The organism is Gellertiella hungarica (assembly GCF_014197145.1).
Taxonomy (GTDB): Bacteria; Pseudomonadota; Alphaproteobacteria; order Rhizobiales; family Rhizobiaceae; genus Gellertiella; species Gellertiella hungarica.
Window position 1 is genome coordinate 50,753 of sequence record NZ_JACIEZ010000008.1, and the last position, 23,455, is coordinate 74,207.

At 61.4% G+C, this 23,455-nt stretch carries 27 protein-coding genes; 13 read left to right on the forward strand and 14 right to left on the reverse strand.

Going from position 1 to position 23,455, the window contains the following annotated elements; translation table 11 throughout:
- Window positions 1–17 precede the first annotated feature (17 nt).
- Both GGR23_RS16925 and GGR23_RS16930 read right to left on the reverse strand, forming a co-directional pair.
- Complete coding sequence (locus tag GGR23_RS16925; RefSeq protein WP_183367512.1) at window positions 18–1,187, reverse strand: ABC transporter substrate-binding protein; 1,170 nt, start codon at window positions 1,185–1,187, stop codon at window positions 18–20.
- Window positions 1,188–1,213: 26 nt separating this feature from the next.
- On the reverse strand, window positions 1,214–2,311 hold the full coding sequence (locus GGR23_RS16930; protein WP_183367513.1) for a polyamine ABC transporter ATP-binding protein: 1,098 nt from the start codon (window positions 2,309–2,311) through the stop codon (window positions 1,214–1,216).
- Window positions 2,312–2,545: 234 nt separating this feature from the next.
- On the opposite strand from GGR23_RS16930, the gene GGR23_RS16935 reads away from it, so the two are divergent.
- A complete protein-coding gene (locus tag GGR23_RS16935; protein WP_183367514.1) occupies window positions 2,546–3,361 on the forward strand; it encodes a helix-turn-helix domain-containing protein in 816 nt (271 codons plus the stop codon).
- 19 nt (window positions 3,362–3,380) lie between these two features.
- Here the strand turns inward: GGR23_RS16935 and GGR23_RS16940 are convergent, their stop codons facing one another.
- The 4 genes from GGR23_RS16940 to GGR23_RS16955 form a co-directional block, all read right to left on the reverse strand.
- Window positions 3,381–4,574, reverse strand: a complete 1,194-nt coding sequence (locus GGR23_RS16940; protein WP_183367515.1) for an MFS transporter — start codon at window positions 4,572–4,574, stop codon at window positions 3,381–3,383.
- A gap of 83 nt (window positions 4,575–4,657) precedes the next feature.
- Window positions 4,658–5,434, reverse strand: coding sequence for an SDR family oxidoreductase (locus GGR23_RS16945; protein ID WP_183367516.1), 777 nt, complete (start codon window positions 5,432–5,434; stop codon window positions 4,658–4,660).
- A gap of 19 nt (window positions 5,435–5,453) precedes the next feature.
- Window positions 5,454–6,320 (reverse strand): MurR/RpiR family transcriptional regulator, encoded by an 867-nt coding sequence (locus GGR23_RS16950; protein WP_183367517.1) that lies wholly within the window; start codon window positions 6,318–6,320, stop codon window positions 5,454–5,456.
- A 23-nt stretch (window positions 6,321–6,343) separates the two neighbouring features.
- Window positions 6,344–6,733 (reverse strand): RidA family protein, encoded by a 390-nt coding sequence (locus GGR23_RS16955; RefSeq protein WP_183367518.1) that lies wholly within the window; start codon window positions 6,731–6,733, stop codon window positions 6,344–6,346.
- 108 nt (window positions 6,734–6,841) lie between these two features.
- Here GGR23_RS16955 and GGR23_RS16960 point away from each other — a divergent pair, with 108 nt between their 5' ends.
- The 3 genes from GGR23_RS16960 to GGR23_RS16970 are packed head-to-tail and all read left to right on the forward strand — an operon-like array spanning window position 6,842 to window position 9,949.
- Entirely contained in the window at window positions 6,842–7,327 is a 486-nt protein-coding gene (locus GGR23_RS16960) for a hypothetical protein (protein ID WP_183367519.1), read from the forward strand.
- A gap of 47 nt (window positions 7,328–7,374) precedes the next feature.
- Window positions 7,375–8,850 (forward strand): M81 family metallopeptidase, encoded by a 1,476-nt coding sequence (locus GGR23_RS16965; RefSeq protein ID WP_183367520.1) that lies wholly within the window; start codon window positions 7,375–7,377, stop codon window positions 8,848–8,850.
- Between the two features lies 1 nt (window position 8,851).
- Window positions 8,852–9,949 (forward strand): D-TA family PLP-dependent enzyme, encoded by a 1,098-nt coding sequence (locus GGR23_RS16970; protein WP_183367521.1) that lies wholly within the window; start codon window positions 8,852–8,854, stop codon window positions 9,947–9,949.
- A gap of 79 nt (window positions 9,950–10,028) precedes the next feature.
- On the opposite strand, the gene GGR23_RS16975 is transcribed toward GGR23_RS16970, so the two are convergent.
- The 6 genes from GGR23_RS16975 to GGR23_RS17000 all read right to left on the reverse strand — a co-directional run bounded on the left by GGR23_RS16975 (window position 10,029) and on the right by GGR23_RS17000 (window position 16,529).
- Window positions 10,029–11,168 (reverse strand): ABC transporter ATP-binding protein, encoded by a 1,140-nt coding sequence (locus GGR23_RS16975; protein ID WP_183367522.1) that lies wholly within the window; start codon window positions 11,166–11,168, stop codon window positions 10,029–10,031.
- Between the two features lie 98 nt (window positions 11,169–11,266).
- Window positions 11,267–12,484, reverse strand: coding sequence for an ABC transporter substrate-binding protein (locus tag GGR23_RS16980; RefSeq protein WP_183367523.1), 1,218 nt, complete (start codon window positions 12,482–12,484; stop codon window positions 11,267–11,269).
- Window positions 12,485–12,522: 38 nt separating this feature from the next.
- A complete protein-coding gene (locus tag GGR23_RS16985) occupies window positions 12,523–13,380 on the reverse strand; it encodes a carbohydrate ABC transporter permease (RefSeq protein ID WP_183367524.1) in 858 nt (285 codons plus the stop codon).
- Window positions 13,377–14,261 carry a carbohydrate ABC transporter permease gene (locus tag GGR23_RS16990; RefSeq protein WP_183367525.1) on the reverse strand — a complete coding sequence of 295 codons (885 nt, stop codon included), beginning with the start codon at window positions 14,259–14,261 and terminating at the stop codon, window positions 13,377–13,379. Before GGR23_RS16990 ends, GGR23_RS16985 begins: the two co-directional genes overlap by 4 nt.
- A 10-nt stretch (window positions 14,262–14,271) precedes the next feature.
- On the reverse strand, window positions 14,272–15,429 hold the full coding sequence (locus tag GGR23_RS16995; protein WP_183367526.1) for a Gfo/Idh/MocA family protein: 1,158 nt from the start codon (window positions 15,427–15,429) through the stop codon (window positions 14,272–14,274).
- A 272-nt stretch (window positions 15,430–15,701) separates the two neighbouring features.
- Window positions 15,702–16,529, reverse strand: coding sequence for a bifunctional allantoicase/(S)-ureidoglycine aminohydrolase (locus GGR23_RS17000; RefSeq protein ID WP_183367527.1), 828 nt, complete (start codon window positions 16,527–16,529; stop codon window positions 15,702–15,704).
- Window positions 16,530–16,571: 42 nt separating this feature from the next.
- Between GGR23_RS17000 and GGR23_RS17005 the strand changes: the two genes are divergently transcribed.
- Entirely contained in the window at window positions 16,572–16,880 is a 309-nt protein-coding gene (locus tag GGR23_RS17005) for a hypothetical protein (protein ID WP_183367528.1), read from the forward strand.
- A gap of 360 nt (window positions 16,881–17,240) precedes the next feature.
- On the opposite strand, the gene GGR23_RS17010 is transcribed toward GGR23_RS17005, so the two are convergent.
- The gene (locus tag GGR23_RS17010) at window positions 17,241–17,477 is read right to left on the reverse strand and encodes a hypothetical protein (RefSeq protein WP_183367529.1); all 237 of its coding nucleotides are present in this window, start codon (window positions 17,475–17,477) and stop codon (window positions 17,241–17,243) included.
- A 131-nt stretch (window positions 17,478–17,608) separates the two neighbouring features.
- On the reverse strand, window positions 17,609–18,163 hold the full coding sequence (locus GGR23_RS17015) for a hypothetical protein (RefSeq protein WP_183367530.1): 555 nt from the start codon (window positions 18,161–18,163) through the stop codon (window positions 17,609–17,611).
- 104 nt (window positions 18,164–18,267) lie between these two features.
- On the opposite strand from GGR23_RS17015, the gene GGR23_RS17020 reads away from it, so the two are divergent.
- The 8 genes from GGR23_RS17020 to GGR23_RS17055 all read left to right on the forward strand — a co-directional run bounded on the left by GGR23_RS17020 (window position 18,268) and on the right by GGR23_RS17055 (window position 23,385).
- Window positions 18,268–18,549, forward strand: a complete 282-nt coding sequence (locus GGR23_RS17020) for a helix-turn-helix domain-containing protein (protein ID WP_183367531.1) — start codon at window positions 18,268–18,270, stop codon at window positions 18,547–18,549.
- Window positions 18,550–18,843: 294 nt separating this feature from the next.
- Window positions 18,844–19,032, forward strand: a complete 189-nt coding sequence (locus tag GGR23_RS17025) for a hypothetical protein (protein ID WP_183367532.1) — start codon at window positions 18,844–18,846, stop codon at window positions 19,030–19,032.
- Between the two features lie 304 nt (window positions 19,033–19,336).
- Complete coding sequence (locus tag GGR23_RS17030; RefSeq protein ID WP_183367533.1) at window positions 19,337–19,543, forward strand: hypothetical protein; 207 nt, start codon at window positions 19,337–19,339, stop codon at window positions 19,541–19,543.
- Between the two features lie 9 nt (window positions 19,544–19,552).
- Entirely contained in the window at window positions 19,553–19,912 is a 360-nt protein-coding gene (locus tag GGR23_RS17035; RefSeq protein WP_183367534.1) for a hypothetical protein, read from the forward strand.
- Window positions 19,909–20,736, forward strand: a complete 828-nt coding sequence (locus GGR23_RS17040) for a ParB N-terminal domain-containing protein (RefSeq protein WP_183367535.1) — start codon at window positions 19,909–19,911, stop codon at window positions 20,734–20,736. Before GGR23_RS17035 ends, GGR23_RS17040 begins: the two co-directional genes overlap by 4 nt.
- On the forward strand, window positions 20,733–21,188 hold the full coding sequence (locus GGR23_RS17045; RefSeq protein ID WP_183367536.1) for a hypothetical protein: 456 nt from the start codon (window positions 20,733–20,735) through the stop codon (window positions 21,186–21,188). Before GGR23_RS17040 ends, GGR23_RS17045 begins: the two co-directional genes overlap by 4 nt.
- Complete coding sequence (locus GGR23_RS17050) at window positions 21,188–21,430, forward strand: hypothetical protein (RefSeq protein ID WP_183367537.1); 243 nt, start codon at window positions 21,188–21,190, stop codon at window positions 21,428–21,430. Before GGR23_RS17045 ends, GGR23_RS17050 begins: the two co-directional genes overlap by 1 nt.
- Window positions 21,427–23,385: a transposase domain-containing protein gene (locus GGR23_RS17055; protein WP_183367538.1), complete on the forward strand. Its 1,959-nt coding sequence runs from the start codon at window positions 21,427–21,429 to the stop codon at window positions 23,383–23,385. Before GGR23_RS17050 ends, GGR23_RS17055 begins: the two co-directional genes overlap by 4 nt.
- Window positions 23,386–23,455: the final 70 nt, after the last annotated feature.

The window sequence follows — 23,455 nt, forward strand, 5'->3', positions numbered from 1 at the left end:
CGCAAAATCTCTCCTGATCAGGCGGACTTGAACCGGGCCATCAGCTCGGCGCGGCCCGGATCGGTCAGCGTTACGGCAGCACCGAATTCCAGCGGCGTGAGCGCGGCTTCGTCCGGGTAGACGATCTTGTTGCCGGTGATTTCGGCCGGCAGAAGGGCGATCACACGGCTGTCGGTCGTCGGAGCACCATTGGCGATGTGCTCCTTCACGGCATTCGCCGGATCCATCAGGTAGTTGAGCAGGGCGTAACCCGCGGCCTTGTTCGGCGCGTCCTTCGGGATTGCGTAGTAGTCGGTCCAGATCTCGCCGCCATCGGTGCCGAGGATATAGGCGATTTCCGGCATGTCGCGGTTGAGCTGCGCCCCGTCATTCGTCCAGCACATGGTCATCCAGGCGTCGGTGGAACGCATGGAGGGCTGATAGTCGGAGTTGATTGCGAAGAGGTGCGGCTTCACCTTGATCAGCAGTTCCTCGGCCTTGGCGAGCTCGTCGGCCTTGATCGAGTTGAAGTCGTAGCCGAGGGCGACCAACGCGCTGCCGATGGTGGTGAGCTGATAGTCGTGGACCATGGCCCGGCCATCCGCTTCCGTCTGCGCCAGATCGAAGAAATCCTTCCAGGTCTTGATCGGCGACTTTACCTTGGAGGTGTTCACCGCAAAGCCGGTGGTGCCCCAGTTCTTCGGCAGCGCATAGGTCTTGCCGTCGATCTTGCCCTGATCGGTGAACCGGGCGTTCTGGCTTTCCTGGCTGAAGTTCGGGATCTTGGAGAGATCGAGCTCCTCGATGAGGCCGAGCTTCTGGTAGGTGGAAATCGTGTAGTTGGTCGGCACGAAGAGCGACCAGCCGGACGCGCCTGCCTGGATCTTGGCGAGCATCTCCTCGTTGGAGCCGAAAACATTCACCTCCACGGCAACGCCCGTCGCCGCCTTGAAGTTCTCGAAGGTCGCCGGATCGTGGTAATTGGGCCAGGTGGCAATCGACAACTGGGTGCCGAGGTCTTCTGCCGCATAGGCTGCCGAATTGAAGGCGCCCGCTCCCGGGAAACGGCTCATGACCGCCGCGGCAAGGCCGAGACCGGTGACGCCAAGAAAATGGCGGCGGCTGACGGAGCCCTTCTTCAGGCGCATGAATTCGTCCGTCAGCTGTCTGGCGGTGATGGGGGCATTCTCGTGATGCTTCTTGCTCATGATGCTGTTCCCTTGTCTTTTGCTGTTTATGCTGCTTCCGATGGACTGAAGAGATGGACGGCGGCCGGGTCGAAGGAGAGGGTCACGGCGTCGCCGGGGGCAGCGAGGTCCGCTTCGCTGCCCTGACCGCGATCCGCCGTGACGAGGAAATCGCCGAGCCCGGCCACCGTGACCGCATATTCGACGCCGGAGCCCAGAAAGATCCGGTGCGTGACCGTGCCGCGAAGGCCGTTAGGCCCGGTTTCCTGCCGCGAAAGCCGTATGGCCTCCGGGCGCAGGGCCGCGATGACAGGTCCCGCGGGAAGGCTGTGTTCTCCCGACGTGGCAAGCGCCGTGCCGTCGGCGAGCCGGAGCATCTGGCCGCCGGGCTCCAGCCTGCCGTTCAGCCGGTTGATCTTGCCGACGAAATCCGCAACGAACAGATCGGCGGGACGGTCGTAGACCTCCTGCGGCGAACCCAGCTGCCGGATGCGGCCGGCGCTCATGACGCAGACCTGATCTGCCATCGAAAGCGCTTCTTCCTGATCGTGGGTCACCAGAACGAAGGTTATCCCGAGCTCCCGCTGCAGGGTCTGGAGTTCGATCTGCATGGCGGAGCGCAGCTTCTTGTCGAGCGCGGCGAGCGGCTCGTCGAGGAGCAGCACGGACGGACGGTTCACGATGGCGCGGGCAAGGGCAACCCGCTGCTGCTGACCGCCGGACATCTCATGCGTGCGCCGCTTGCCGAAACCGTCGAGGCGCACCATCGACAGCGCTTCCTGCACCCGGCGGTCGATTTCTCTCGCGTCGATGCGCGGGCGCATCTGCTTCAGGCCATAGGCGACGTTCTGCTCGACATTGAAGTGGGGGAACAGCGCATAGTGCTGGAATACCATGTTGACGGGGCGGCGATAGGCGGGCACGCCGTTCATCTCGCGGCCGTCGATGAGGACGGAGCCCTCGCTTGGCTGCTCGAAACCGCCGATCATCCGCAGGCATGTGGTCTTGCCGCAGCCCGACGGGCCGAGCAGCGCCAGAAATGAGCCTTTCGGCACGGCGAGGTTGATGTTCCTGACGGCAGTCACCGCGCCATAGGCCTTGGTGACCGAACGGAACTCGATGTCGTTCGGATGAGCGGATGCCACAACTGTTCCCTACGGTTGATCGTTTTGGCGGTCTTTGCGCCGCCCTGCCACCGTTTCTATCGGAAGACTATCGGCAGCCGCTTCGGGTGGTATATACCCCGAAAGAGGTATTCAATGCGGATTTGGCTTGTGGAAGGTATATAGCATCACGGAGAGCCGTCCGGCCCCCGTGGCTTCGACGGGAAGTATACCCCGCGTCCCGCAGGGACGCATGGCGGAGGATGGACTGGCGGCATGAGCATCGATCTGGAAGCGCTGTTCCGTGCCATCGTTCCCATGGTCGGACGCAGCGAGGCACGCGACGACGACACCGGCACCATGTTCCGCCAGCTGATGGCGTCGCTGGTGCGGTTCGATTTCGTGGTGGTCTTTGCCTATCAGGGCTCCGAGACCCCGATCGACCTCTACAGCACCTTCGATGCGGAGGAGAAGGTCATCTACGTGACCATGTACCAGGCCGGGCCGTTCCTTCTCGATCCCTTCTATCATACGGCGAGAGCAGGCCGCTTCGGGCTTTTCCGGATGCGGGAGCTGGCACCCGACCGGTTCTTCTCCAGCGAGTATTACCGCAGTTATTACATGCAGACGCGGCTCGCCGAGGAGGTAGGCTACTTCATCGATGCGGGCGATGGCGTGACCGTGGTGCTGTCCCTCATGCGGAAGGAAAAGACAGGTCCCTTCCCCGCGGCCGAGTTTGCCTTGCTCAAGAAGGCCGAGCCACTCGTTGCGGCCCTCGTCCGGGAAAACTGGAAAGACCTGTCCCGGCGCTTCGAGGCATCCCGGCGCAATGGCCGCAAGGCCGGTCAGGGCAAGCCCAGCGGGCGGCAGCCGGAGAACAGGGCCGAAGCCGTCTGGCGCGATCTCAAGCTGACCAGCCGGGAAACGGCCATCATCGACCTTGTCCTGCAGGGTCACTCGTCGGAATCGATCGGACTGAAGCTCAATATCTCGACCGGCACGGTGAAGGTTCACCGGCGCAATGTCTACCGGAAGCTGGGCATCTCCTCGCAGACACAATTGCTCTCCCTGTACCTCAAGACCTTCGAGTGACGGCTTCCAACGACGCCGCTCACGCCCGCCGTTCCAGAAACAGCAGCAGCCCCACGCCGCCGGCACCCGCGAGAGAGGACAGGATGGCCGTTCCCGGATAGGAGCTCAGTCCCGTTCCCGCCGCAAAGAGGAGCGCGCTGAGGCCGCTGCTGACAAAGGTGTTGACCGATATCAGCGCGCTTCCCAGCCCCGGTCTTTCCGCAATCAGATCCTGAAGGTAGGTGATCGGGATCGTGATGATCGCCGCCGCTCCGAAACCGCTGACGATCGTCAGGGCATAGACCTGCCAGGGCGCGCTGACCCATCCCAGCGCCGCGAGATAAGCCGCATAGACCGCCGAACCGAAAGCAAGCGCCCGCACTGGCCCCATGCGACGCTGCAGGCGCGCCCATGCAAAGATGAAGATGACCTCGAGCAGTGCGACGATACCGACGATGAAACCGATATCCGCCACCTCCCCTTGCGCGCTTCCCGTGAGGATGAGCGGAAGGAGCATGCCGTTCATGTGGAGCATCCCGCAGATCAGCGCGATGGCCGTCAGCCGCACGAAGACCCGTGGGGAAAGCACCTCCCCGAGAGCCGCAAGGTGCGAGAGCCGTTCCGCGACCGCGCCGGCCCCACCCCCTTCGCGCGGCATGAGGACATGAATGAGCGCAAAGCACGCGGAACAGGCCAGTGCGGCATAGAGATAGGCGGGCAGCATGCTGGGCGAACGGGCGAGAAGCAGACCCGTGATACCCGGAACGGCGATCCACGCCACGGAGATCATCGCCCGTGCGCCGGAATTGACGGTGGCGATATCCTCGGGGTTCATGTCCCGGGTGATGCTGCGCACATTGGCAAAAAGCAGGCTGTACAGCGCGCCGTAAAGCGGAAGCAGCAGGAGAAGGCTGGCCACGAAGACCGCCTGTGTCGGAACGGCGTAGACGAGGCCGAAGGCCAGAATGCCGACCGCGGAAATCCCGAGCATCATCCTCCGGTAGGAACCGATGCGGTCTGCCAGATTGCCAAGGACGATGCTGGCGGTCACGTTCACGATCGATGCCACAAAGATAAGGGCCGAATAGGTGCCATTTCCAAGCCCGAGCTCCCGGATGCCGACCACCGACTGGTAGGGCGAGGTCGCAGCGCCCGAGAAGCCGAAGGCCAGGATGGCGAGCATCGTCACGCGGACAGTCGGCTCAAGAAAGACAGGCGGCAGGTGACGGAACATGGTCTTCCTGAATGCCGGGAGTGAAAACGATGCGGGACCGGACGGGCTTGCACCCGGTCCCGCAGGAGGGAGTTGCACGGGTCTCAGTAGTGTTCGGACTGGGAAAAGGTCCGGGCGAGCTCCGCCTGCCCGGCCGTTAGCCCGCAATCGACGGGCAGACAAACGCCCGAAATGGCGCGGGCGAGCGGACTTGCGAGGAAGGCCACGGCCTCTGCAACATCCTCCGGATCAACCACTTTCTGAAGCGGATACCAGCGGCGCGCCTCCTCGAAGACATTGGGATTGGCGGCAGCGCGCGCCTCCCAGGCCTGTGTGCGGACGGTCCCGGGCGCCACTGCATTGGCGCGGATGCCGAACTTCCCGTACTCCACGGCCACGAGGCGGGTGAAGTGGATGAGGCCGGCCTTGGCCGCGCTGTAGGCCGGATGGCCGAAAACGTTCAGCCCGTTCACCGAGGCAATGTTGATGAGGCTCCCCCGGGAAGCCTTCAACTGTTCGGCAAGCGCCCGGAAAGTGAGATAGGCGGCCTCGAGGTTGAGCTGGTTGTCCATGCGCCAGATGTCGGGCGTCGTCTCGTGCAGGCTGACGGCGCGGGCCGCCCCGGCATTGTTGACGAGTGTGGAAAGAGTGCCGAGCGCTGCGGCGCGGGCAGCGAGCCTTTCGAGTTGCGCCGTATCGGTGATATCGCAGGCAAAGGCCTCGAACCGGTCTGCCGACCCCATCGCCCGCGCCGCCCGCTCGGCGGCATCGCCATCCAGATCGACCAGAAGCACGTGGTCGTGGTCGCTCGCGAGGCGAAGCGAAATGGCGCGGCCGATATCGCCTGCTGCGCCGGTAACGATGGCAATGCTGCCTGCCATGGCAATTCCTTCTGCTGTTTCAGTCCCCGAGAAGCTGACGGTCATCGCCGTCGCGGTGGGTGACCAGTTGCTGCTTGATGCGCCGCAGCGTCTGGGTTGCCTGCGGCTGTATCTTGTGTGCGACGAGGCTCGCCAGGATGTCCACGGCTGCCAGATAGGCGATGCGGGTGGACGTCGGACGATAGATGTTGGTCCCTTCCGGCATGTCGATGGTGATCACCACATCGGCTGCCCGGGCGACGGGACTGTCGCTCTGGGTCAGGGCAATCGTCGGCACCTTGCCCTCCCGCGCCAGGTTGAAGGCGCGGACAAGCTCGGTGTTGCGGCCGGAGAAGGAAGAGCCGATCAGCACGTCCTTTTCCGCTTTCGCAGCCGCCGCCATCATCAGCTGCATGCTGTGGTCATGGCTCGCCGTCACCCTGAGGCCCAGCCGGAAGAGCCGGTTCTGGATCTCGCTTGCTATCATCGAGGAGTTGCCGCCGGCACCGAAGGCATAGATCATTTCCGCCCTGGCAAGCAGCGCCGTCGCCCGTTCCACCGCTTCCAGATCGAGCGACTGGTGCAGCATGTAGAGCGCATTCTGCGCCTTGGCGATGATATCCTTGGCGACATCTCCCGGATCGGTGCTCTGCGGCTCCGGCTTCAGATAGCGCACGCCGATATAGGCCGTGCGGGCAAGCTGGATCTTGAAGTCGGAAAAGCTCTCGCAGCCCAAGCGGCGGCAAAATCGCGTCACGGTTGGCGGCGAAACATCCGCCTTCTCCGCCAGCTCGATGATGGAGGCGTTCACCGCAAACTCGAAATCGTTCAGAATGATCTCCGCGATGCGGCTCTCGGACTGGGAGAGCCGCGCCTTTTCTTCCTGAAGGGTAGAGAAGAGATCCATGCCGTCGCTCCCGTGTTGATGGCTCAGGCATCCTTCGGTTTGTAGGCGACGCAGTCGATTTCCACCTTGCAGTCCACCATCATTGCCGATTGCACGCAGGCGCGCGCCGGCGGATGCTCGCCGAAATACTGCTGATAGATGGCGTTGAATGTCCAGAAATCGCGCGGGTCGTCAAGCCAGACGCCGCAGCGTACCACATGCTCGGGCCCGTAGCCCGCTTCCTTCAGGATGGCGAGTACGTTCTCGATGGTCTTGTGGGTCTGGGCCGTTATATTGCCCTCGATGATCTCGCCGTTTTCCATTGCCACCTGACCGGAGACATAGAGCCAGCCGTCGGCCTCCACTGCCCTCGCAAAGGGCAGCGGCTTGCCGCCCGCACCGGTTTGCACTGCTCCATAACGTTTGATTGCCATATCCAATCCTGCAAATTATTTTCGTGATAAGTTGACAAATGACCACATTGGCCTGATTTTGGCCAGTGAAATTCACCATTCATGAAAAGAATTTTAATGAGGACCTGAATGCGCGATCCGTTTCGCAATCCCTTTCCGTCTGAAGATGCGGCCCGTCACCAGATCTGGGAGATGCTCGTCCCCCGTGACATCGATGCTTTCCTGGCGGCGGACTGGGCGGCCGTGGAAGGGGATTTCATCGCCGAAGGCTTTCTCGGCATCGATGCGGGGAAGCAGGTCAATCCGGATGGCTGGCGCCTCGCCTTTCCCACGCTGGAAGCCTATCGGGATGAATGGCTCCGGCAGGCAAGGGAATTTGCAACCCTCTCCTTCGCCGAGGATGCCCGCACGGCGATCTTCAACACCACGCGCCTCGAGGTCATAGAAATCACCGGCGAGGCGGCACTCGTGCGCAAGAAGTTCGATGGCGGCATTACCCGCAGCGATGGCACGCGAGACATCATGGCCTGGCAGACACTTTATTACTGCCGGCTCCATCAGGGCCGCTGGAAGATCTGCGGCTTCACCGGCTACCTTCCCAATCCGATGGGCTGAGCCCGGACGGCCCACACCTGCAGCATGAACGGATAAAGGCTTCAATCGTGCGGATCTTCACGGCGGCGCTCGCGACCGAGACCAACACCTTCTCCCCGATCTGCATAGACAGGCGGGCTTTCGAGGCATCGCTTTATGCACCTCCGGGCACGCATCCGGAAACGCCTACCCTCTGTTCCGCACCGATCACGGTGGGAAGGCGGGTGTGCAGGGAGAAGGGCTGGACGCTGATCGAGGGGACGGCAGCCTGGGCCGACCCGGCGGGCCTCGTGAACCGGCAGGCCTATGAGGGCCTGCGCGACGAGGTTCTTGCCCAGTTGCAGGCAGCCCTGCCCGTCGACGCCGTCATTCTCGGCCTCCACGGCGCGATGGTGGCTTCCGGCTACGAAGACACCGAAGGCGATATCCTGGCCCGCGTCAGGGCGCTGGTGGGCCCCGACGTGCTGGTGGCCGCGGAGCTCGATCCCCACAGCCACCTCACCGCAAAACGCCTCGCCGCGGCGGATATCTTTGTCTACTTCAAGGAATTCCCCCACACCGATTTCGTCGACAGGGCAGAGGATCTCTGGCGGATTGCAGTGGACACGCTGGAGGGCCGGGTCAAGCCGGTGATGTCGGTATTCGACTGCCGGATGATCGACGTCTATCCCACCTCGCGCGAACCGATGCGCTCCTTCGTCGACAAGATCCAGACCATCGAGAAGGAAGACCCGGACGTGCTTTCCATCTCGGTGGTCCATGGCTTCATGGCCGGGGACGTGCCGGAGATGGGCACCAAGATGCTCGTGGTGACGAATGACCATGCCGGCAAGGGAGACGCGCTTGCCCGCAGCCTCGGCCTCGAGCTCTTCGCCAAGCGCGGCACCTTCATCATGCCGCAGATCGACGAAAAGGCCGCGGTGGAACGCGCGCTTCGCGCCACGCGATGGCCAGTGGTCATCGCCGACGTCTGGGACAACCCCGGTGGCGGAACAGCCGGCGATGCCACCGTTCTGCTCGCCGAACTGCTGGCGCGCGGGGCCGAGGGCGTGGCGATCGGCACCATCTGGGACCCGATGGCGGTCAGCATCTGCATGGCGGCAGGCGAAGGGGCTGAAATTCCCTTGCGATTCGGCGCCAAGTCCGCGCCGGGAACCGGCAACCCCATCGACGGTCGGGTGAAGGTGGTCAAGATCGTCGAAAATGCAGAAATGCGCTTCGGCGAAAGCTATGCCCCCTTCGGCGACTCGGCGCTGATCACGATGGGCGGCATCGAGATCATCCTGAACTCGACCAGAGCGCAGAGCTTCGACCCCAGCCTTTTCTCGGCGATGGGCATAGACCCCACGTCACGCAGGATCCTGGTCATCAAGTCGACCAATCATTTCTACGCCTCCTTCTCCCGCATCGCTGCGGAGATCATTTACTGCTCCGCCGGAACCCCCTATCCCAACAATCCGGCAAAGACGCCCTATCAGCGGGCGCCCCGCACCATCTGGCCGATGGTGGAGGATCCGCACGGGCTCGAACGGAGGATGGGATAAGATGGACAACGCGACCTATCAGGAGATCGCACGCCCCGGACAAAGCGTGGAAGCCCTTTCCACCCCCCGTCCGATCATCGACGAGGACCGGCTGGCCGCCAATATCGCACGCGCTCAGGCCTACATGGACGCCCATGGCCTGCGGTTCCGCCCCCATATCAAGACCCACAAGATCCCCGCCCTTGCAGCCGAGCAGTGCAAGGCAGGCGCCCGGGGCATCAACTGCCAGAAGATCACGGAAGCGGAAGTATTTGCCGCCGCCGGCTTCCAGGACATCCTCATTACCTTCAACATCCTCGGGACGGAAAAGCTTGAACGCCTGGCGGCCCTCAACGACCGTATCGACGATCTGAAGGTCGTGGCTGACAGCGCCGTCACCATCGACGGCCTGTCGGCCACCTTTGCGTCCCGAAAACCGCTGAAGGTTCTGGTGGAATGCGATACGGGAGCGGGCCGGTGCGGCGTGCAGTCGCCACAGGAGGCCGTCGCTCTTGCGCGGCGGATCGCCGAAGCGCCCGGTCTCGTTTTTGAAGGCCTTCTGACCTATCCGAAGCCCGGCGCTTATCAGGCCGTCCAGACCTTCCTCGAAGAGGCTCTCTCGAGGCTGGAGGCAGCAGGCATGTCCTGCCCCATCGTGAGCAATGGCGGTACGCCCAGCCTCTTCGAGGCGCATCTGGTCACCGCAGCGACGGAACATCGCGCCGGCACCTACATATTCAATGACAGGTCCATGGTCCGGGCGGGCCACTGCACCGAGGACGACTGCGCCATGCATGTTCTGGCAACCGTCGTGTCCCGGCCGACGCCGACGCGCGCGGTCATCGATGCCGGTTCGAAAGCACTGACATCGGACCTTCTGGGCTTCCAGGATTACGGAACGGTCGTGGGTTATCCGGGCGCTGCCATCACCGCGCTTTCCGAGGAACATGGCGTGATCGATCTCAGCGCGGCACAGAGGGGGCCTGATATCGGCGAGAAGATCCGCATCATTCCGAACCACACCTGCGTCGTGTCCAACCTTTTCGACACGATGGTGTTTCATCGCGACGGGAAGGTGACCCGCGTCGAACCGGTGGCCGCCCGCGGCCTCGTCTGGTAACGCAAGAGAAAAGGGAGAGACACGGCCTTCGCTGCCTCTCTCCCGTCACGGCACAGGGAGCCCTGCCGCGGAAATCCGATCAGGCCGGCGCCCGCGCCGGCTCGAGAAGCTTCATGTCGATATCGGTAAGCGAGACGCGACGCTCGAAGGCCTCGCCATCCGCATCGAACAGATGGCAGTCGGCCGCACGGATACCAAGGGTCAGGGGCTCCTCGGCCCGAATGCCGACGCTGCCAGACAGGGTGGCGCAGAAATTTTCCCTTTCGCCATCCAGCGACGCGTAAGCGACCGTTTCTGCACCGAGACGTTCGATCACCGTCGGCCGCACGGTAAGAGTGATGTCTCCGCCGGCGAGATCGATATGCTCCGGCCTGATGCCAAGGGTGAGGTTTTGTCCCTCCATGCCCGGGCGCGGCTCGACGGGAACCGTCATCCGCTGCCCCGCGTAATCGATGACAACGCCATCCGGACTCGCAGACACGCAGGTGACCGGCATGAAGTTCATCTTCGGATTCCCGATGAAGCCTGCGACGAAGAGATTGGCGGGCTTGTGATAGAGTTCGAGCGGCGCCCCCGTCTGGGCGATGCCTCCGGCATTCATCACCACGATGCGGTCGGCCATGGTCATGGCTTCCACCTGGTCGTGGGTGACGTAGATCATCGTGGCCTTGAGCCGCTTGTGGAGCTTCGCAAGCTCGATCCGCATGTCCGCGCGCAGGGCCGCATCGAGGTTCGACAGCGGCTCGTCGAACAGAAAGATCTTCGGTTCGCGCACGATTGCCCGACCGATCGCCACGCGCTGGCGCTGGCCACCGGACAGCATGCCCGGCTTTTGCTCCAGCCGCTGCTCCAGATGGAGAATGCGTGCGGCATCCTCGACCTTCTGCCGCAGCTTTCCTTCCTCCATGCCTTCCACCCGGAGCGGAAAGGCGATGTTCTCGAAAACCGTCATGTGCGGATAAAGGGCATAGGACTGGAAGACCATCGCGATGCCGCGCCTGACGGGCGGCAGGTCGTTGACCCTTACCCCATCGATGACGATGTCACCCCTTGTGGTGTCTTCCAGACCGGCGATCATGCGCAGCAAGGTCGATTTTCCGCAGCCGGACGGGCCGACGAAGACGACGAACTCGCCCTCCCTGACCTCGAGATCCACGCTCTTCAGCACCTCGAACTGGCCGAAAAACTTCTGCACCCGGTTGATGTTCAGCTGTCCCAATATCCCACTCCAGCGATACGCCGGGCTTTCTGCCCGATTGGGAAGGTGTGTGCCGCCCGGCAGGAACATGCCGGGCAGCACACCTCCGTCACACGATCTTACTTGAACTCTTCGATCTCCGCCGCAGCCTTCTTCAAGGCGTCGGCAGGCTCGGCCTGGCCGGTCACCACGGACTGTACCATGGTGATCATCGAATTCTGGAAGTTCTTGTAGTCCGTGAAGAGCGGCTCCGGACCGCCGAAGGAAATGCCGTCGATGAACGGCTTCCAGTAGGGCTTTTCGGCCACCAGCTTGTCCACCTCGGGGCTCGGACGCAGCGGGGTCAGGCCTTCGGAAAGCTCGTATTCGAACTGCGGCTTCGGAGCCGTCAGGAACTTGGCGAGATCGATCGCCTTGTCTTCCACCTCGGTGCCCTTGAAGACCGCGAGGCTGTCGGTGATCAGCAGGGTGCCCGGACCCTTGGCATCGGGACCGAGCGGCAGGTTGGTGACGCCCCAGTTGATCTTGGTATCGGCCAGGCGCACGACCGCGCCGACCGAGGCCTGGATCATGGCCACCTTGCCATCGAGGAAGATGGCGCGGACCTCGTTCTGCTCGTAGGCGGTCGGGCCTTCCTCGGCATAGGGAACGATGTTCTTGAGGGCGGTCAGTGCCGCGAGGTTCTGGGGGCTGTCGAGCGTGATGTTGCCATCCTTGTCGATGACCGAACCGTTGTTGGTGTACACCCAGTGCAGGAACTGGTGCATGGTGTTGTCGAAGGTCTTTGCGACGACGCCGAAGCCGGGAATGCCCGTCTTCTCCTTGATGGTCTTTGCCATCTGCTGCTGCTCGTCCCAGGTCTTCGGCGGCGTTTCGGGATCGAGGCCGGCCTGCTTGAAGAGTTCCTTGTTCCAGTAAAGAGCCTTTGTGGAGAAGGCGACCGGAACGCCCCACTGTTGGCCCTCGAAGGTGACGGTATCCACGATGTTGGGATAATAGGCGCCCTTCTCCTCGTCGGTCATCGGGATCGGCACGATGAGGTCGTTGCTGGCAAATTCCTTCAGCGTGCGGGAGCCGACATAGGCGAGTGCCACCGGTGTGCCTGCGGCTGCAAGGGTCGTCACCTTGTCCTGGCACTGATCCCAGCCGACGACCTCGGGCTTCACCTTGTATCCCGGGTTCTTCGCCTCCCACTCATGCATGGTTCGCTCCTGAACCGCATTCATGGTATCGCCGCAGACGATGAAGGAAAGCTCCTTGTCTTCCGCGAAGCCTGGTATGGCGGTGCTTGCGAGAAGCGCCAGGCTGCCGGCGAGGATGGTCATTGTCTTTGTCATGTCAGTTCCCCTTGCTTTTTGAAGCTTTTGATTAAGGCCTATTGTTTCACGGCACCTGCGGTGAGGCCGGCGACGAGATATCGCTGCATCAGGAAAATGAGGATCATGGCCGGGGTTATGCCCACGAAGCTTGCGGCCATGAGCTCGTTCCACACCACTTCCTGCCGGCCGAAATAGGCAAACAGTCCGACAGGCAGCGGCATGTATTCGGTCTTGGAGTTGAAGGTCAGCGCGAAAATGAACTGCTGTGCGTAGGCGCCGATGAAGGTGGTGATGGCGACCACCGTGATGCCCGGCATGGCAATCGGCAGGATCACCCGGCGCAGCGTGTAGAAGTAGCTGGCGCCATCGACAAAGGCCGCCTCGTCCAGTTCCCGCGGGATGCGCATCATGTAGGTGCGCAAGAGCCAGATGGCGGAGGGAATGAGGAAGGCCACGCCGGGCACGATCATCGCGAAGTAGGTGTTCAGGACACCGAACGAACGCATCAGCCGGAACAGCGGAATGAGCAGAACGGCGCCTGAGAACATGTTGACGGCGAGGAATGCCCCCAGCAACGGCCCGCTGCCGCGAAAGTCGAACCGGGCAAAGGCGTAGGCCGCCGGCACCACCAGCACCAGCACGATGACGGTGACGACGGAGGAGATGAAGAAGGAATTGAAGATGTACCAGCCGAAGCCGGGCACGCTCTGCCACATCGTCACATAGGCCCTGAAGGAGCCGTTTTCCGGCCAGAAACGGTAGGGCGACGAGAAGAGAAGTCCGAGCGGCTTCAGCGAAACCAGGAAGCCCTCGATGAAGGGCGCCAGCACGAAAGCCAGGAAGATGGCGATCCCGGCATAGATGCCGACGATCTCGTACCACTTGTAGCGGGCGATCATCTGTGAGGTCTTCATTTCCGGTCTCCCGAAGTCAGGCGGCTGGTGATGCGGAAATAGGCAAGGCAGAAGAGCGACAGGAAGATGCAGATGAGCACGGCGCGCGCTGCGCCCTCCCCGTATTTCTTCGAGCCGATTGCGGTCTTGTAGGTGTCGATGATCATCGTGGTGGTGTCGCCGTTCGGGCCACCACGGGTGAGGATCCAGATGATGTCGAAGGAATTGAAGGTCGCGATCAGCGACAGCATGGACATGGTGATGAGCGCCGGCAGGATCAGCGGCAGCGTGATGCGACGGAAGCGATAGAAGCGCCCGGCCCCATCCGTCCATGCCGCCTCGTAGAGATCCTGCGGGATGGCCTGCATCGCGGCCAGCATGTAGAGCGTCACCATCGGCACGCCGATCCAGACGTCGGTGATGATGGTGGCCCAGAAGGCGGTGCTTCCATAGGCTAGGAAGGCCACTGGCCCGTCCACCGCGCCCATGTTCTGCAGCACGCCGGAAATCATCCCGAACTGGCCATTATACATCCACCCCCACATGAAGATGCCGATGGCCATCGGCACGATCCATGGCGGCATGGTCAGCACGCGAAACAGCGCACGACCGGGGACGGCGGCATTCAGCATGGTGGCGCCGAAGACGCCGATGATCATCTTGAAGAGAACGGAAAAGAAGGTCCAGACGAAGGTTCGGGTGATGACCTCGGCAAAGGTCGGGCTGAAGATCTTGCGGTAATTGGCCCATCCCACCCAGTTCGTCACCTTCTTCAGGGAGGCATCGGTGAAGGACAGGATGATCGTATCCACAAGCGGATAGGCGACAATCACGGCCACGTAGAGAACCGCCGGCAGAAGCAGGATCCAGGCGAAAACTACGGCGCTCCTCTGTACCGTCATCGCCCCCTCCTCAACCGGTGCGGCCGTGCAGCGCTTCGTCGAAACGGTCCCAGACGGGCCGCAGATCGATGACGCTCTTCGTCATGCGGGCTTCATCCATGGCGAGCGCCAGAATTCCGGCCTCCAGCGCGTTGAGCGTCGAGACGGGAAGCGGCACGCCGCTTCGGGCATTGGCCAGAAGGTCAGCCGCCATCTGCTCGTCGGCGCCGTAGTGTTCGGAAAGCGCCGTGGCGCTGTAGGTATTGGCGACGATGTGCTTGCCGGTCAGCTGTTCGTGGACGTTCAGATAGCCGCGGACGAAATCGCCCTCGGCCTTGCCGCGCGATCCCATGATGGCGAAGCGGCGGAACTGGTCCGGCACGTTGAGGTTCGTGTGGAAGTTCATGCCGACACCGTTCTCGTATTCGACGATGGCGACCTGATAGTCGATGATGTCGCCGTCGCTGTCGAAAACCCGGTTCGACCCCAGCCAGCCGGAGGGCTTGCGATGGAAGAGTTCAACGTCGTTGATGCCTTCGCGGGCCGGATCGTTCTCCGGCACGAAGCTCTTGCGTCCGCCGAAGCTTGCAACCCGCTGGGGTCGCGCGCCGACGACGCCGTTGTAGAGATCCAGGTCGTGGCAGCATTTTTCCAGCATGAAGCTGCCGGAATAGCGGCCGTATCGACGCCAGTCGCGCATGAAGAATGCGCCGTGATAGGGCTCGATGTGCTCCGCCGCCTCGATGGACACCACGTGGCCCAGCTTTCCTTCGGCCTGAAGGGCCCGCAGATCGCGATAGAGCGGTGAATAACGAAGGACGAGGCCGACCTGCACCCTTTCGTGACCGTACCTGTTCATCAGACGGGCAAGCTCGATGCTCTCCCCGATAGTGGTGACGACAGGCTTTTCGCAGAAGATCTTGAGGCCGGCCTCGAGGCCGAGGCGAATGTGATCGAGATGCATGTGGTTGGGCGAGCCGATCATCAGCAGATCGAGCTTTTCGGAAGCGATAAGGTCCTCCGGCGTCGCATAGGCCTTGCCCGCGGAAATACCCTTTGCCTGGAGGCCGGGCAGCCCTGCGGGATCCGGATCGACATAACCGACGATCTCGAAATCCGGCTCCACTGCCTTGAGGACATAGCCAAGGTAGCCCAGCCGGAAGCCCAATCCGATGATGCCCACTCTCATGCTGCCTGCATCCCCTTTTCGTAATTTATTTTCGTCAACCTGCGGCAAATTTTCTCTCTCGTCAACCCGAAACACCGTTTCGCCGCGGATTATGAAATTCATTTTCATGATTGACGTTTTGGGAGGAGACCAGAACGAGGGTTTTCCCCGAAATTGGTCTGGTCCATTTTCAGCGCGCCGGAGGGTTCGCCTGCCGAAGGAAAGGGAGGCAGCCAAAAACAAAAGGGCGACGCTGACGCGTCGCCCTCCAGACTTCAGGATCGGTGGATGCCTTAGCCCAGCTTCAGCTTCATGTGACGGTTGACGTCCTTGTAAAGAAGGTAGCGGAAGCGCCCCGGCCCGCCGGCATAGCAGGCCTGCGGGCAGAAGGCCCTCAGCCACATGAAGTCGCCGGCCTCGACCTCCACCCAGTCCTGGTTCAGGCGATAGACGGCCTTACCCTCGAGCACATACAGGCCATGCTCCATCACATGGGTTTCGGCAAAGGGAATGACCGCGCCCGGCTCGAACGTGACGATGGTGACATGCATGTCGTGACGCAGGTCGGCGGGATCGACGAAGCGCGTCGTTGCCCACTTCCCCTCGGTATGCGCCATGGGCGAGGGCTTTATGTCCTTTTCGTTGACGAAGAATGCTTCGGGCGTATCCAGCCCCTCCACCGCCTCGTAGGCCTTGCGGATCCAGTGAAAGCGGGCCGGCGCGGTGCTTTCGTTGCGGATCGTCCAGCGGCTGCCCGGCGGAAGGAAGGCAAAGCCACCCTCGGTCAGCCCGTGCGCCTTGCCCTCGAGCGTTACCGTGATCTCGCCACCCACGACGAACAATGCGCCTTCGGCACCCGGATCGAGCTCGGGCCGGTCGCTGCCGCCACCGGGCTGCACCTCCATGATGTATTGGGAGAATGTCTCGGCAAATCCCGACAAGGGCCGCGACAGGACCCACAAGCGGGTACCTTCCCAGAACGGAAGGTAGCTCGTGACGATGTCCATCATCACGCCCCGCGGGATGACCGCATAGGCTTCCGTGAACACCGCCCGTCCGGTCAGCAGCTGGGTCTGGGGCGGATTGCCGCCCGTGGGCGCGTAATAGGTCCGGTCTGTCATGTCTCTCCCTCTATCGACCGCGGGCTTTTTTCGGCTCCCGCTATGATTGCCGTCGCCTGCCTCTATCACGGCATCCCTGCGCGAGGCGGTTGGCGTCCAACTTTGTCCTTCCATCTGGATTTATCGTTTTCAAGACCTATTTTCCGGCGAGATGCCCCGTCGGGGGCCTACTACGGCGCTATTTTTGTCCATGCGCCGGGATCTGGGCGGAAACAAATGAATTTCGAAGAGAAAGCCGAACCCTGGCTTTATGCATTGCTGGGCATCCTGACAGTTGTACCTTTCATCTCCGACCTCATCTTTCCGCTCGGCACCGCCATATGGGTTGTGTACCTTCTGGCTGTAGTTTGACACGGCACTCCGGAAATCCGGGAATAACCGCGAACAGCCGGGATTAATCGATATTTCAATACCTTGTGCCGTAAGAAACGCCGCTGCGCCTGTCCGGAAAAAACCAGGGAATTGCCGCGAGTTCGTCCGAAATAACGGACAAGGCGACATAATCCTATGCCTTTCAAATCGCCTTTGAAAAAGCGCTCGAGAGTTTGAAACACCTTCAAGTTATTGAAAAACAAGCTTTGAAGGCACATTACGCCCTACTGAAATGTCCTTTGGAACTCAAATTCTCCGCTCGCCCTTCCAAAATCGAAATTCAACTTCGTGGAACCGAGGGGATAATAACATCAAAACAATCACTTACGACCAGCGTGTCTATTCGCTCGATTCAACTGGCCTCATCGCCAAACTCGTTCGCCAGTCGCCCTGGAAGTCAAAGGTGGGGGCATCGACCACCTCACCAAACCAGAAGTCGGTGAAGGCCGCGACGTTGGGCTCCAGAAACCAATGAGCATTCCCATCGGCATCCAGAGCCCACCATTTCGCGCGACGCGGAGCTCTGGACCAGTCGATCACACCGCAGACAACCTTCGATATTCTTTCCTCACTCATATTGCCGGCCCCATTACCAAAAATTGCTGTTGAATAACCTCAGATGGTACAAAAAATGCCAGTAGAAACAGCGTTGACTACCTCCAAAGGTAACCACCCAAGGGCCGGCCAAACAATGAGGGACTTTACAATCATGAAGCCGAACGTTTGCCAGTGCCAGGCTCGGCCGCGGCTTGCGCCAGACGCTCTACGAGCTGCTGCGCCAAGACAGGAATGACGGCATCGACGACCAACTCATCCCGAATGTCGGTGACCTTTTCAAGCAAGAGGTTTAACAGTTCTGTCGCCTCGTTTGCGATACGGTGACCAGGCGGGCGCTGACCTGCGTCGCGGTAGACGCGCTCGACTGCCTTGTAGAGTTTTTCCATTAGAATAGGGTCCACACCGGTCGAGGCGAAAATTGAAAGCGCCGTCGCCTTCCGTGCCAATTTCTCGCCCTTTCCAGTTGCCACCCATTCCAGTGACAGCCCCGCAGCTTCCGCAATAACAGCTGCGTTCACCATAGATGCGGTCGATGTCTTGGCGCGGTACTTGTTCAAGGTTCCGTTCGCGATACCGATTTTCTCGGCAACCGCTTTCCCCTCGCCAATCATCTTCAGTGCCTCGGCAATCCGATCTCGCAAGGCGCTTTCAGCATCTTCTTCCATCGACTCTATAGTTCCAAGTTTGGACTTGACCAGTTCCAAATTTGGAGCTATCCCTTCCTTAGCGGCCCGCCTAAGCAGTCCGCGATTGTACACACTGAACCCCAAAAAAGCGGCGCTGCAACGCCGCTGATCAGGAGCAGAACATGGCCAAGCCCAAAAAGGCTGGACCTGACCGTCACGACATTCTCGCCGAGCTGCGCCGCCGAGAAATGACGCTGACAGCGCTCGCGAAGCTGCATGGCAGAAACCCTGCAAGCTTCCGACACATCTGGACCCGCCCCAATGCCATCAATGAGGCGATCATCGCCGAATTCCTTGGGCGGCCGGTGGAAGAAATCTTCCCCGACCGATACCCCAAAAAAACAACCCGGATTCTGTCTCACGAATATCTGGCAGAGTCCACTGCCCGTCGCGAGGCCGCATAATGTGTGGCGCGGCTGACCGTTCTAGCCTTTACCATCCGGGTTTTCACCGGCAGGACCTTGCATCTGCGATCCCGGCTGTCCGGCCTTCTTGCCGTGCCACGCTTGAAGCATCGACGATGCGGAGCGGCTCCACAACGTCTGAAGTGGCGTCTGAATTTGGCGCTCGAAACCCCTTCATGCCGGTTTCGAAACCGGCTTACGATGGCTTTGAGGCCTTTGTGATCGTCGCCGTTGCATCGGCGGTGATCCTTGCTGCTGTCTTCGCCCTTCTCTTTTTCAGGGGAGGGATCTGACATGTTTCAATCTGCGGACAGCGCAGTGAAGAAGCTCTATCAGCGGATCGGCGACGAACCTTTGTCCCGAGCCGTAGATATCGCGCTCGAGCTGCTGCCCTATCGCGACGACGAACAGGTCGCAGTGCAGATCCTGTTTGCCATTCTACTCAACGACAATCTTGCGGAGGCGCTCGATGGCTGCCTCTGAAATCTCCCTTCGCATCAATTCTTCGGGGCCGTCCCCGAACGCTTCCAGCCGTGAGATCAGGCTGGACACTGTCACCGGTTGCCCGGCCTCAAGCAGAGCGACCGTCGCTTCTGCAAGCGGGTGCCTCCAGAAATTTGGGTCCAGCTTCCGAGCTGCCTCCATGTTCCGCTTTATGCGGGCTTCCCAATCGATCGCCATACGTTTCTCCTTTCACGTTTTGGCGGTTGAAGAGTGCCAGGGCGCTTTCTCCGCCCTGGCACACCCCAATATGGCTGATTCCCCGAGGAAAGGGCGTGACTCTGCCGTGACAGCCCACGTTCGACGCTTCCAGTCCCTTCGTTTCGCCGCCGAGCAGGCGTCGCCGTCCATCTCGGAGCTGCCCCCGGCAGAGGTTGACCACCTGGTCGGCCGCGCAATCCGCGAGGGGTGGCCGGCATCAAAGCTGACCGAAGAAATCGAGCGTCGAATAGAGCGTCGGGAAACGGGCGGCACCTGCCGCATGGTTCATTGAGACCCGGCCATGATGAACGTCCACGACGCCGACGCCCGACTGCAGTTGATGATGAGCGCGTGCTACCTCGCCGTAAGCGAGCATTTCAGCCATCTGGCGATACGAGACATTATCGATCCGCCCCATGGTTTGTTCGATGCGTTGCTCGCCCGCCAGGTAGCAATAACGCTGATGTGGGATGAGTTTTGCGTTCCCCGCCGGCGCATCGCGATCATGCTTAACCGCCAGCGTGGCCGGATCTGCACCATCACCAAAATCATCGAAGTTCGCCGCGAGTGCCCTGTTTTCGATGCCGCATTCTTGCGCATGGGAAAATACGCGAAGGCGATCTTCCTCCGCGAAATCAAGAGAGACCAGGTGGCAGCATGACCGCAGATTTTGCGCGTATTCCCGTTTCCAGCATCCATGTCGGCGAGCGCCAGCGCCCGATCGACCAGGATCACGCCGAGGCCATCGCCGCCTCAATGGCTGAGCGCGGCCTGATCAACCCGATCACGGTGCGCCGCACGCCAAACGCCCAGAAGGGCGCAACCCCCTACACGCTGGTGGCCGGCGGTCACCGCCTGACCGCTGCCAAGATCAACGAGTGGACCGAGATCGACGCAATGGTGGTCACGGCGGACGCCGCCCAGGCTGTCCTGATCGAGATCTCGGAAAACCTGATCCGCAACGACCTGTCCGCGCTCAACCGGGCGCTTTTCGTCGCCAAGTATCGCGAGACGATTGAGGAGATGGTCGGGAATATTCACCGTGGGCGACCGAAAAAGGGCCACGATGGCCCAATTTTCGCTTTGCCCGGAAAAGAGCTCTCTCAGCGAGTGCAGGAGCGCCTCGGGATCAGCCATCGCACCTATAAGCGTATTTCGCAGATCGCCGTTCACCTTCACCAGGATCTTCGTCAAGCCGTTCGCGCCACGGAGATTGAAGACGATCAGTCCAAGCTCCTGAAACTCGCCAAGCTCGACGTGGAAGCGCAGCTGAAGCTTGCCGCCGCGATGCGGGAGGGCGCGACCTTCAAGGCCGCCATGGCCCTGATCGCGCCGAAGGCCGAACCGCCGGCGCTCGATCTCCAGGGCATGCTGTTCGCCCGCCTTTCGGACATCTGGAGCAAGGCCGATGAGGCGACCCGCCGCCGCTTCCTCGATGAGGTCGTCAGCGCCGACGACTGGTCCAATCTGGAGGACGCAGCATGATCTCCGATCCCTATCAGATCGACATGTTCGCCGAGCCGGTTTTCCCTGTTCGGGAACCTGTCGAGAGCATCGACATCGACCGTTACCGCTCCAAGGTAAAGCGAGCCATGGCGCGAGCGATCCGTGAGTGTCCGCACAGCCGCCCGGTGATCGCGGCGCGCATGGCGCAATATCTCGGCCTCCCGAATGTCAGCCGCGCATCGCTTGACGCTTATACGGCCGAAAGCAAGTCGAGCCACGACATCTCACTCATACGGTTCACTGCATTCGTCCATGCAACGGGCGCCATGTGGCTGTGGGACGAGGTCGCCTCCATCCAGGGCGTGACCGTCCTGATCGGGGATGAAGCAAGGCTCGCAGAACTCGCGCGCCTTCAGCAAGAGCGCCGGCGCATTGAGGCGGAAATCCGTCGTCAAAGGCAGCGTCCCGTCGAAATCAAGAGGGTGCGCTGATGACACCAAGGGGCGCAAAGAAAATCTCCATCGTCGGTCAGATCTCCGAGATCGAGCACGATATCGCGCAGCGCCAGCGGGATTACCCTCGCTTGGTTCGAGAGGGCCGCATGCGTCAGGAAGAGGCCGAGATGCGCATGCAGCGCGTGCTGGCAATCCGGGAAACGCTGCATTTCTGCAAGAGACACGAAGCAGACATCCGAGCCTACATGGCCTCGAAGAAGGCCGGGGGTGCGGCATGAAAGAATGGTTCTCCATACCACAACTGCTGTCGGAAAGACTGCCGGACCTGCCGAGCTCTTATCAGGGAATTCGCAACGTCGCGGACCGAGAGGGATGGGATGCTTGTCCCGATCTCAGCCGCATCGGCGAAGGCGGCGCGCGCGAGTACCATCTGCGCCTTCTGCCGCCTGCGGCTCGCCAGCGCCTTGCGGTCAAATACACGACCTATGACGCGTCTTCGGCCGATAAGGAGCGTTCGAAGATGCTCTGGAAGCGCTTTGAGCGGTTGACGGAGACCCAGCGCGAGACGTGCCGCTTCCGCCTTCAGGTGCTGACGGATGCCGAGACAATGCGGCACGCAGGCATTCCCGGCCATACGATCCTCTCCGAAATCAAGCGCCGGCATGGCGTTGGCAAGTCCGCTCTTTACGAGTGGCGAGCAATGGTCGGAGGAATTGCCCGAGAGGACTGGCTCCCGGCGCTTGCGCCATCGAACGTCAGCATCGGAAATGGCGTGGTGGTAGAGGTCGCCGAATGCCATCCGATGGCTTGGCAATATCTTTGCTCGGACTACCTGCGCGCTGGCGAACCGAAGTTCTCGGCCTGCTTCCGCCGCATGAAGGAAGAAGCCGCCAAGAATGGATGGGAGCCGATCCCGTCCGAGAGAACCCTGCGCCGCCGCATGGCTGCTGAGTTTGAGCCAGCTGTGCAGGTTCTGGCGCGGGAAGGTCGCGAGGCTGCACGCAGGATGTATCCAGCCCAGCGCCGCGACAAAACCAAGCTCCACGCGATGCAGATGGTCAACACGGACGGCCACGTGCTTGATCTGCGCATCCGCGCGCCTTGGTCAAAGGATCCCGTTCGCATCACACTTCTCGGGATCCAGGACATCTACTCGGCGAAGATCCTGTCGTGGCGTCTGTGCGAGGCCGAAACATGGGAAGCAGTTCGCTCCGCAATCGGCGACATGGTCGAGAACCATGGCATCCCGCAGCACATTTTTATGGACAACGGCAAGGCATTCGCATCGAAGAAGATCTCGGGAGGCACGAAGTCTCGCAACCGGTTCAAGGTGCGAGACGATGAGATCGGTGGACTGTTGACGGCCCTTGGTGTCGAAGTCCACTTCACGACGCCTTATCGCGGCCAGGCCAAACCCATCGAACGCGCCTGGAAGGATCTGGCGGAGGAGATTTCGCTCCATCCAAGCATGGACGGCGCCTATACCGGCAGCAATCCACAGGCGAAGCCGCACAACTACGGTGCGCGCGCGGTGTCGCTGGATGAGGTGTATGCCCTCGTGGCGAACCGCATCGCGGAGCACAATGCACGGGTCGGACGGACCTCGCGCGTTGCAGCTGGACGCTCGTTCAATGAAGCTTTCGCTGAAAGCTATGCCGCAAACAGCCACCTGATACCGAGCCCGACTTCCGAGCAGCGCTCTCTCTGGCTCATGGCAGTCGATCAGCGCACCGCTCGCAAGCCTGACGGGCACATCGAGTACCAAGGCAACCGCTATTGGTCGCAGGCGCTCCAGAAGTGGATCGGCAAGAAGGTCACTTTCCGGTTTGACCCGGACCGCCTTCACGACCCGCTGAAGGTCTACGATCCTCAGGGCCGGCTGATCTGCGACGCAAGCTGCATCTTGGATGCAGGTTTCGCCTCGATGGCCGACGCACGGGCTCATGCCCGTAGCGAGAAGGAGTATCTGGCTGCAACCCGCGCCTTCCTCTCGGCCCGCCAACTTCTCAATCCGCAAACCCTCGGTCGAGTCACGCTCGACCAGCAGCCGAAGGCACCGGAGCCGCCCCGCGCGGTGGTCCGCCGGATCGCCACGTCGAGCGTCGCTCGCAAGGTCGAGACCGACACCGAGGTCATGAGCCAGGACGAGTTCAGCGAACGCTTCCGCGCACGCATGAGCCGCGTCACTGCAAATGTGGTGAGCTTTCCAACTCCGAACGGAGGGAAGCGGTAGGCGCTCTGTATCGCGTAGGCCTGCCGAATGCCGGTGAAAACCGGAGCAATGAACCGAGAATGTAGTGCGT

Excerpts from the sequence above, each read along its gene's own strand:
- GGR23_RS17005 (WP_183367528.1), top strand. The coding sequence starts at position 16,572 with ATGATTGCCGTCGCCTGCCTCTATCACGGCATCCCTGCGCGAGGCGGT.
- GGR23_RS17050 (WP_183367537.1), top strand. The coding sequence starts at position 21,188 with ATGACACCAAGGGGCGCAAAGAAAATCTCCATCGTCGGTCAGATCTCC.
- GGR23_RS16945 (WP_183367516.1), bottom strand. The coding sequence starts at position 5,434 with ATGGCAGGCAGCATTGCCATCGTTACCGGCGCAGCAGGCGATATCGGC.
- GGR23_RS17020 (WP_183367531.1), top strand. The coding sequence starts at position 18,268 with ATGGCCAAGCCCAAAAAGGCTGGACCTGACCGTCACGACATTCTCGCC.
- GGR23_RS16980 (WP_183367523.1), bottom strand. The coding sequence starts at position 12,484 with ATGACAAAGACAATGACCATCCTCGCCGGCAGCCTGGCGCTTCTCGCA.
- GGR23_RS17035 (WP_183367534.1), top strand. The coding sequence starts at position 19,553 with ATGATGAACGTCCACGACGCCGACGCCCGACTGCAGTTGATGATGAGC.
- GGR23_RS16950 (WP_183367517.1), bottom strand. The coding sequence starts at position 6,320 with ATGGATCTCTTCTCTACCCTTCAGGAAGAAAAGGCGCGGCTCTCCCAG.
- GGR23_RS17025 (WP_183367532.1), top strand. The coding sequence starts at position 18,844 with ATGTTTCAATCTGCGGACAGCGCAGTGAAGAAGCTCTATCAGCGGATC.
- GGR23_RS16940 (WP_183367515.1), bottom strand. The coding sequence starts at position 4,574 with ATGTTCCGTCACCTGCCGCCTGTCTTTCTTGAGCCGACTGTCCGCGTG.
- GGR23_RS16925 (WP_183367512.1), bottom strand. The coding sequence starts at position 1,187 with ATGAGCAAGAAGCATCACGAGAATGCCCCCATCACCGCCAGACAGCTG.
- GGR23_RS16995 (WP_183367526.1), bottom strand. The coding sequence starts at position 15,429 with ATGAGAGTGGGCATCATCGGATTGGGCTTCCGGCTGGGCTACCTTGGC.
- GGR23_RS17000 (WP_183367527.1), bottom strand. The coding sequence starts at position 16,529 with ATGACAGACCGGACCTATTACGCGCCCACGGGCGGCAATCCGCCCCAG.
- GGR23_RS17040 (WP_183367535.1), top strand. The coding sequence starts at position 19,909 with ATGACCGCAGATTTTGCGCGTATTCCCGTTTCCAGCATCCATGTCGGC.
- GGR23_RS16970 (WP_183367521.1), top strand. The coding sequence starts at position 8,852 with ATGGACAACGCGACCTATCAGGAGATCGCACGCCCCGGACAAAGCGTG.
- GGR23_RS16990 (WP_183367525.1), bottom strand. The coding sequence starts at position 14,261 with ATGACGGTACAGAGGAGCGCCGTAGTTTTCGCCTGGATCCTGCTTCTG.
- GGR23_RS17055 (WP_183367538.1), top strand. The coding sequence starts at position 21,427 with ATGAAAGAATGGTTCTCCATACCACAACTGCTGTCGGAAAGACTGCCG.
- GGR23_RS16955 (WP_183367518.1), bottom strand. The coding sequence starts at position 6,733 with ATGGCAATCAAACGTTATGGAGCAGTGCAAACCGGTGCGGGCGGCAAG.
- GGR23_RS17010 (WP_183367529.1), bottom strand. The coding sequence starts at position 17,477 with ATGAGTGAGGAAAGAATATCGAAGGTTGTCTGCGGTGTGATCGACTGG.
- GGR23_RS16960 (WP_183367519.1), top strand. The coding sequence starts at position 6,842 with ATGCGCGATCCGTTTCGCAATCCCTTTCCGTCTGAAGATGCGGCCCGT.
- GGR23_RS16935 (WP_183367514.1), top strand. The coding sequence starts at position 2,546 with ATGAGCATCGATCTGGAAGCGCTGTTCCGTGCCATCGTTCCCATGGTC.
- GGR23_RS17045 (WP_183367536.1), top strand. The coding sequence starts at position 20,733 with ATGATCTCCGATCCCTATCAGATCGACATGTTCGCCGAGCCGGTTTTC.
- GGR23_RS16985 (WP_183367524.1), bottom strand. The coding sequence starts at position 13,380 with ATGAAGACCTCACAGATGATCGCCCGCTACAAGTGGTACGAGATCGTC.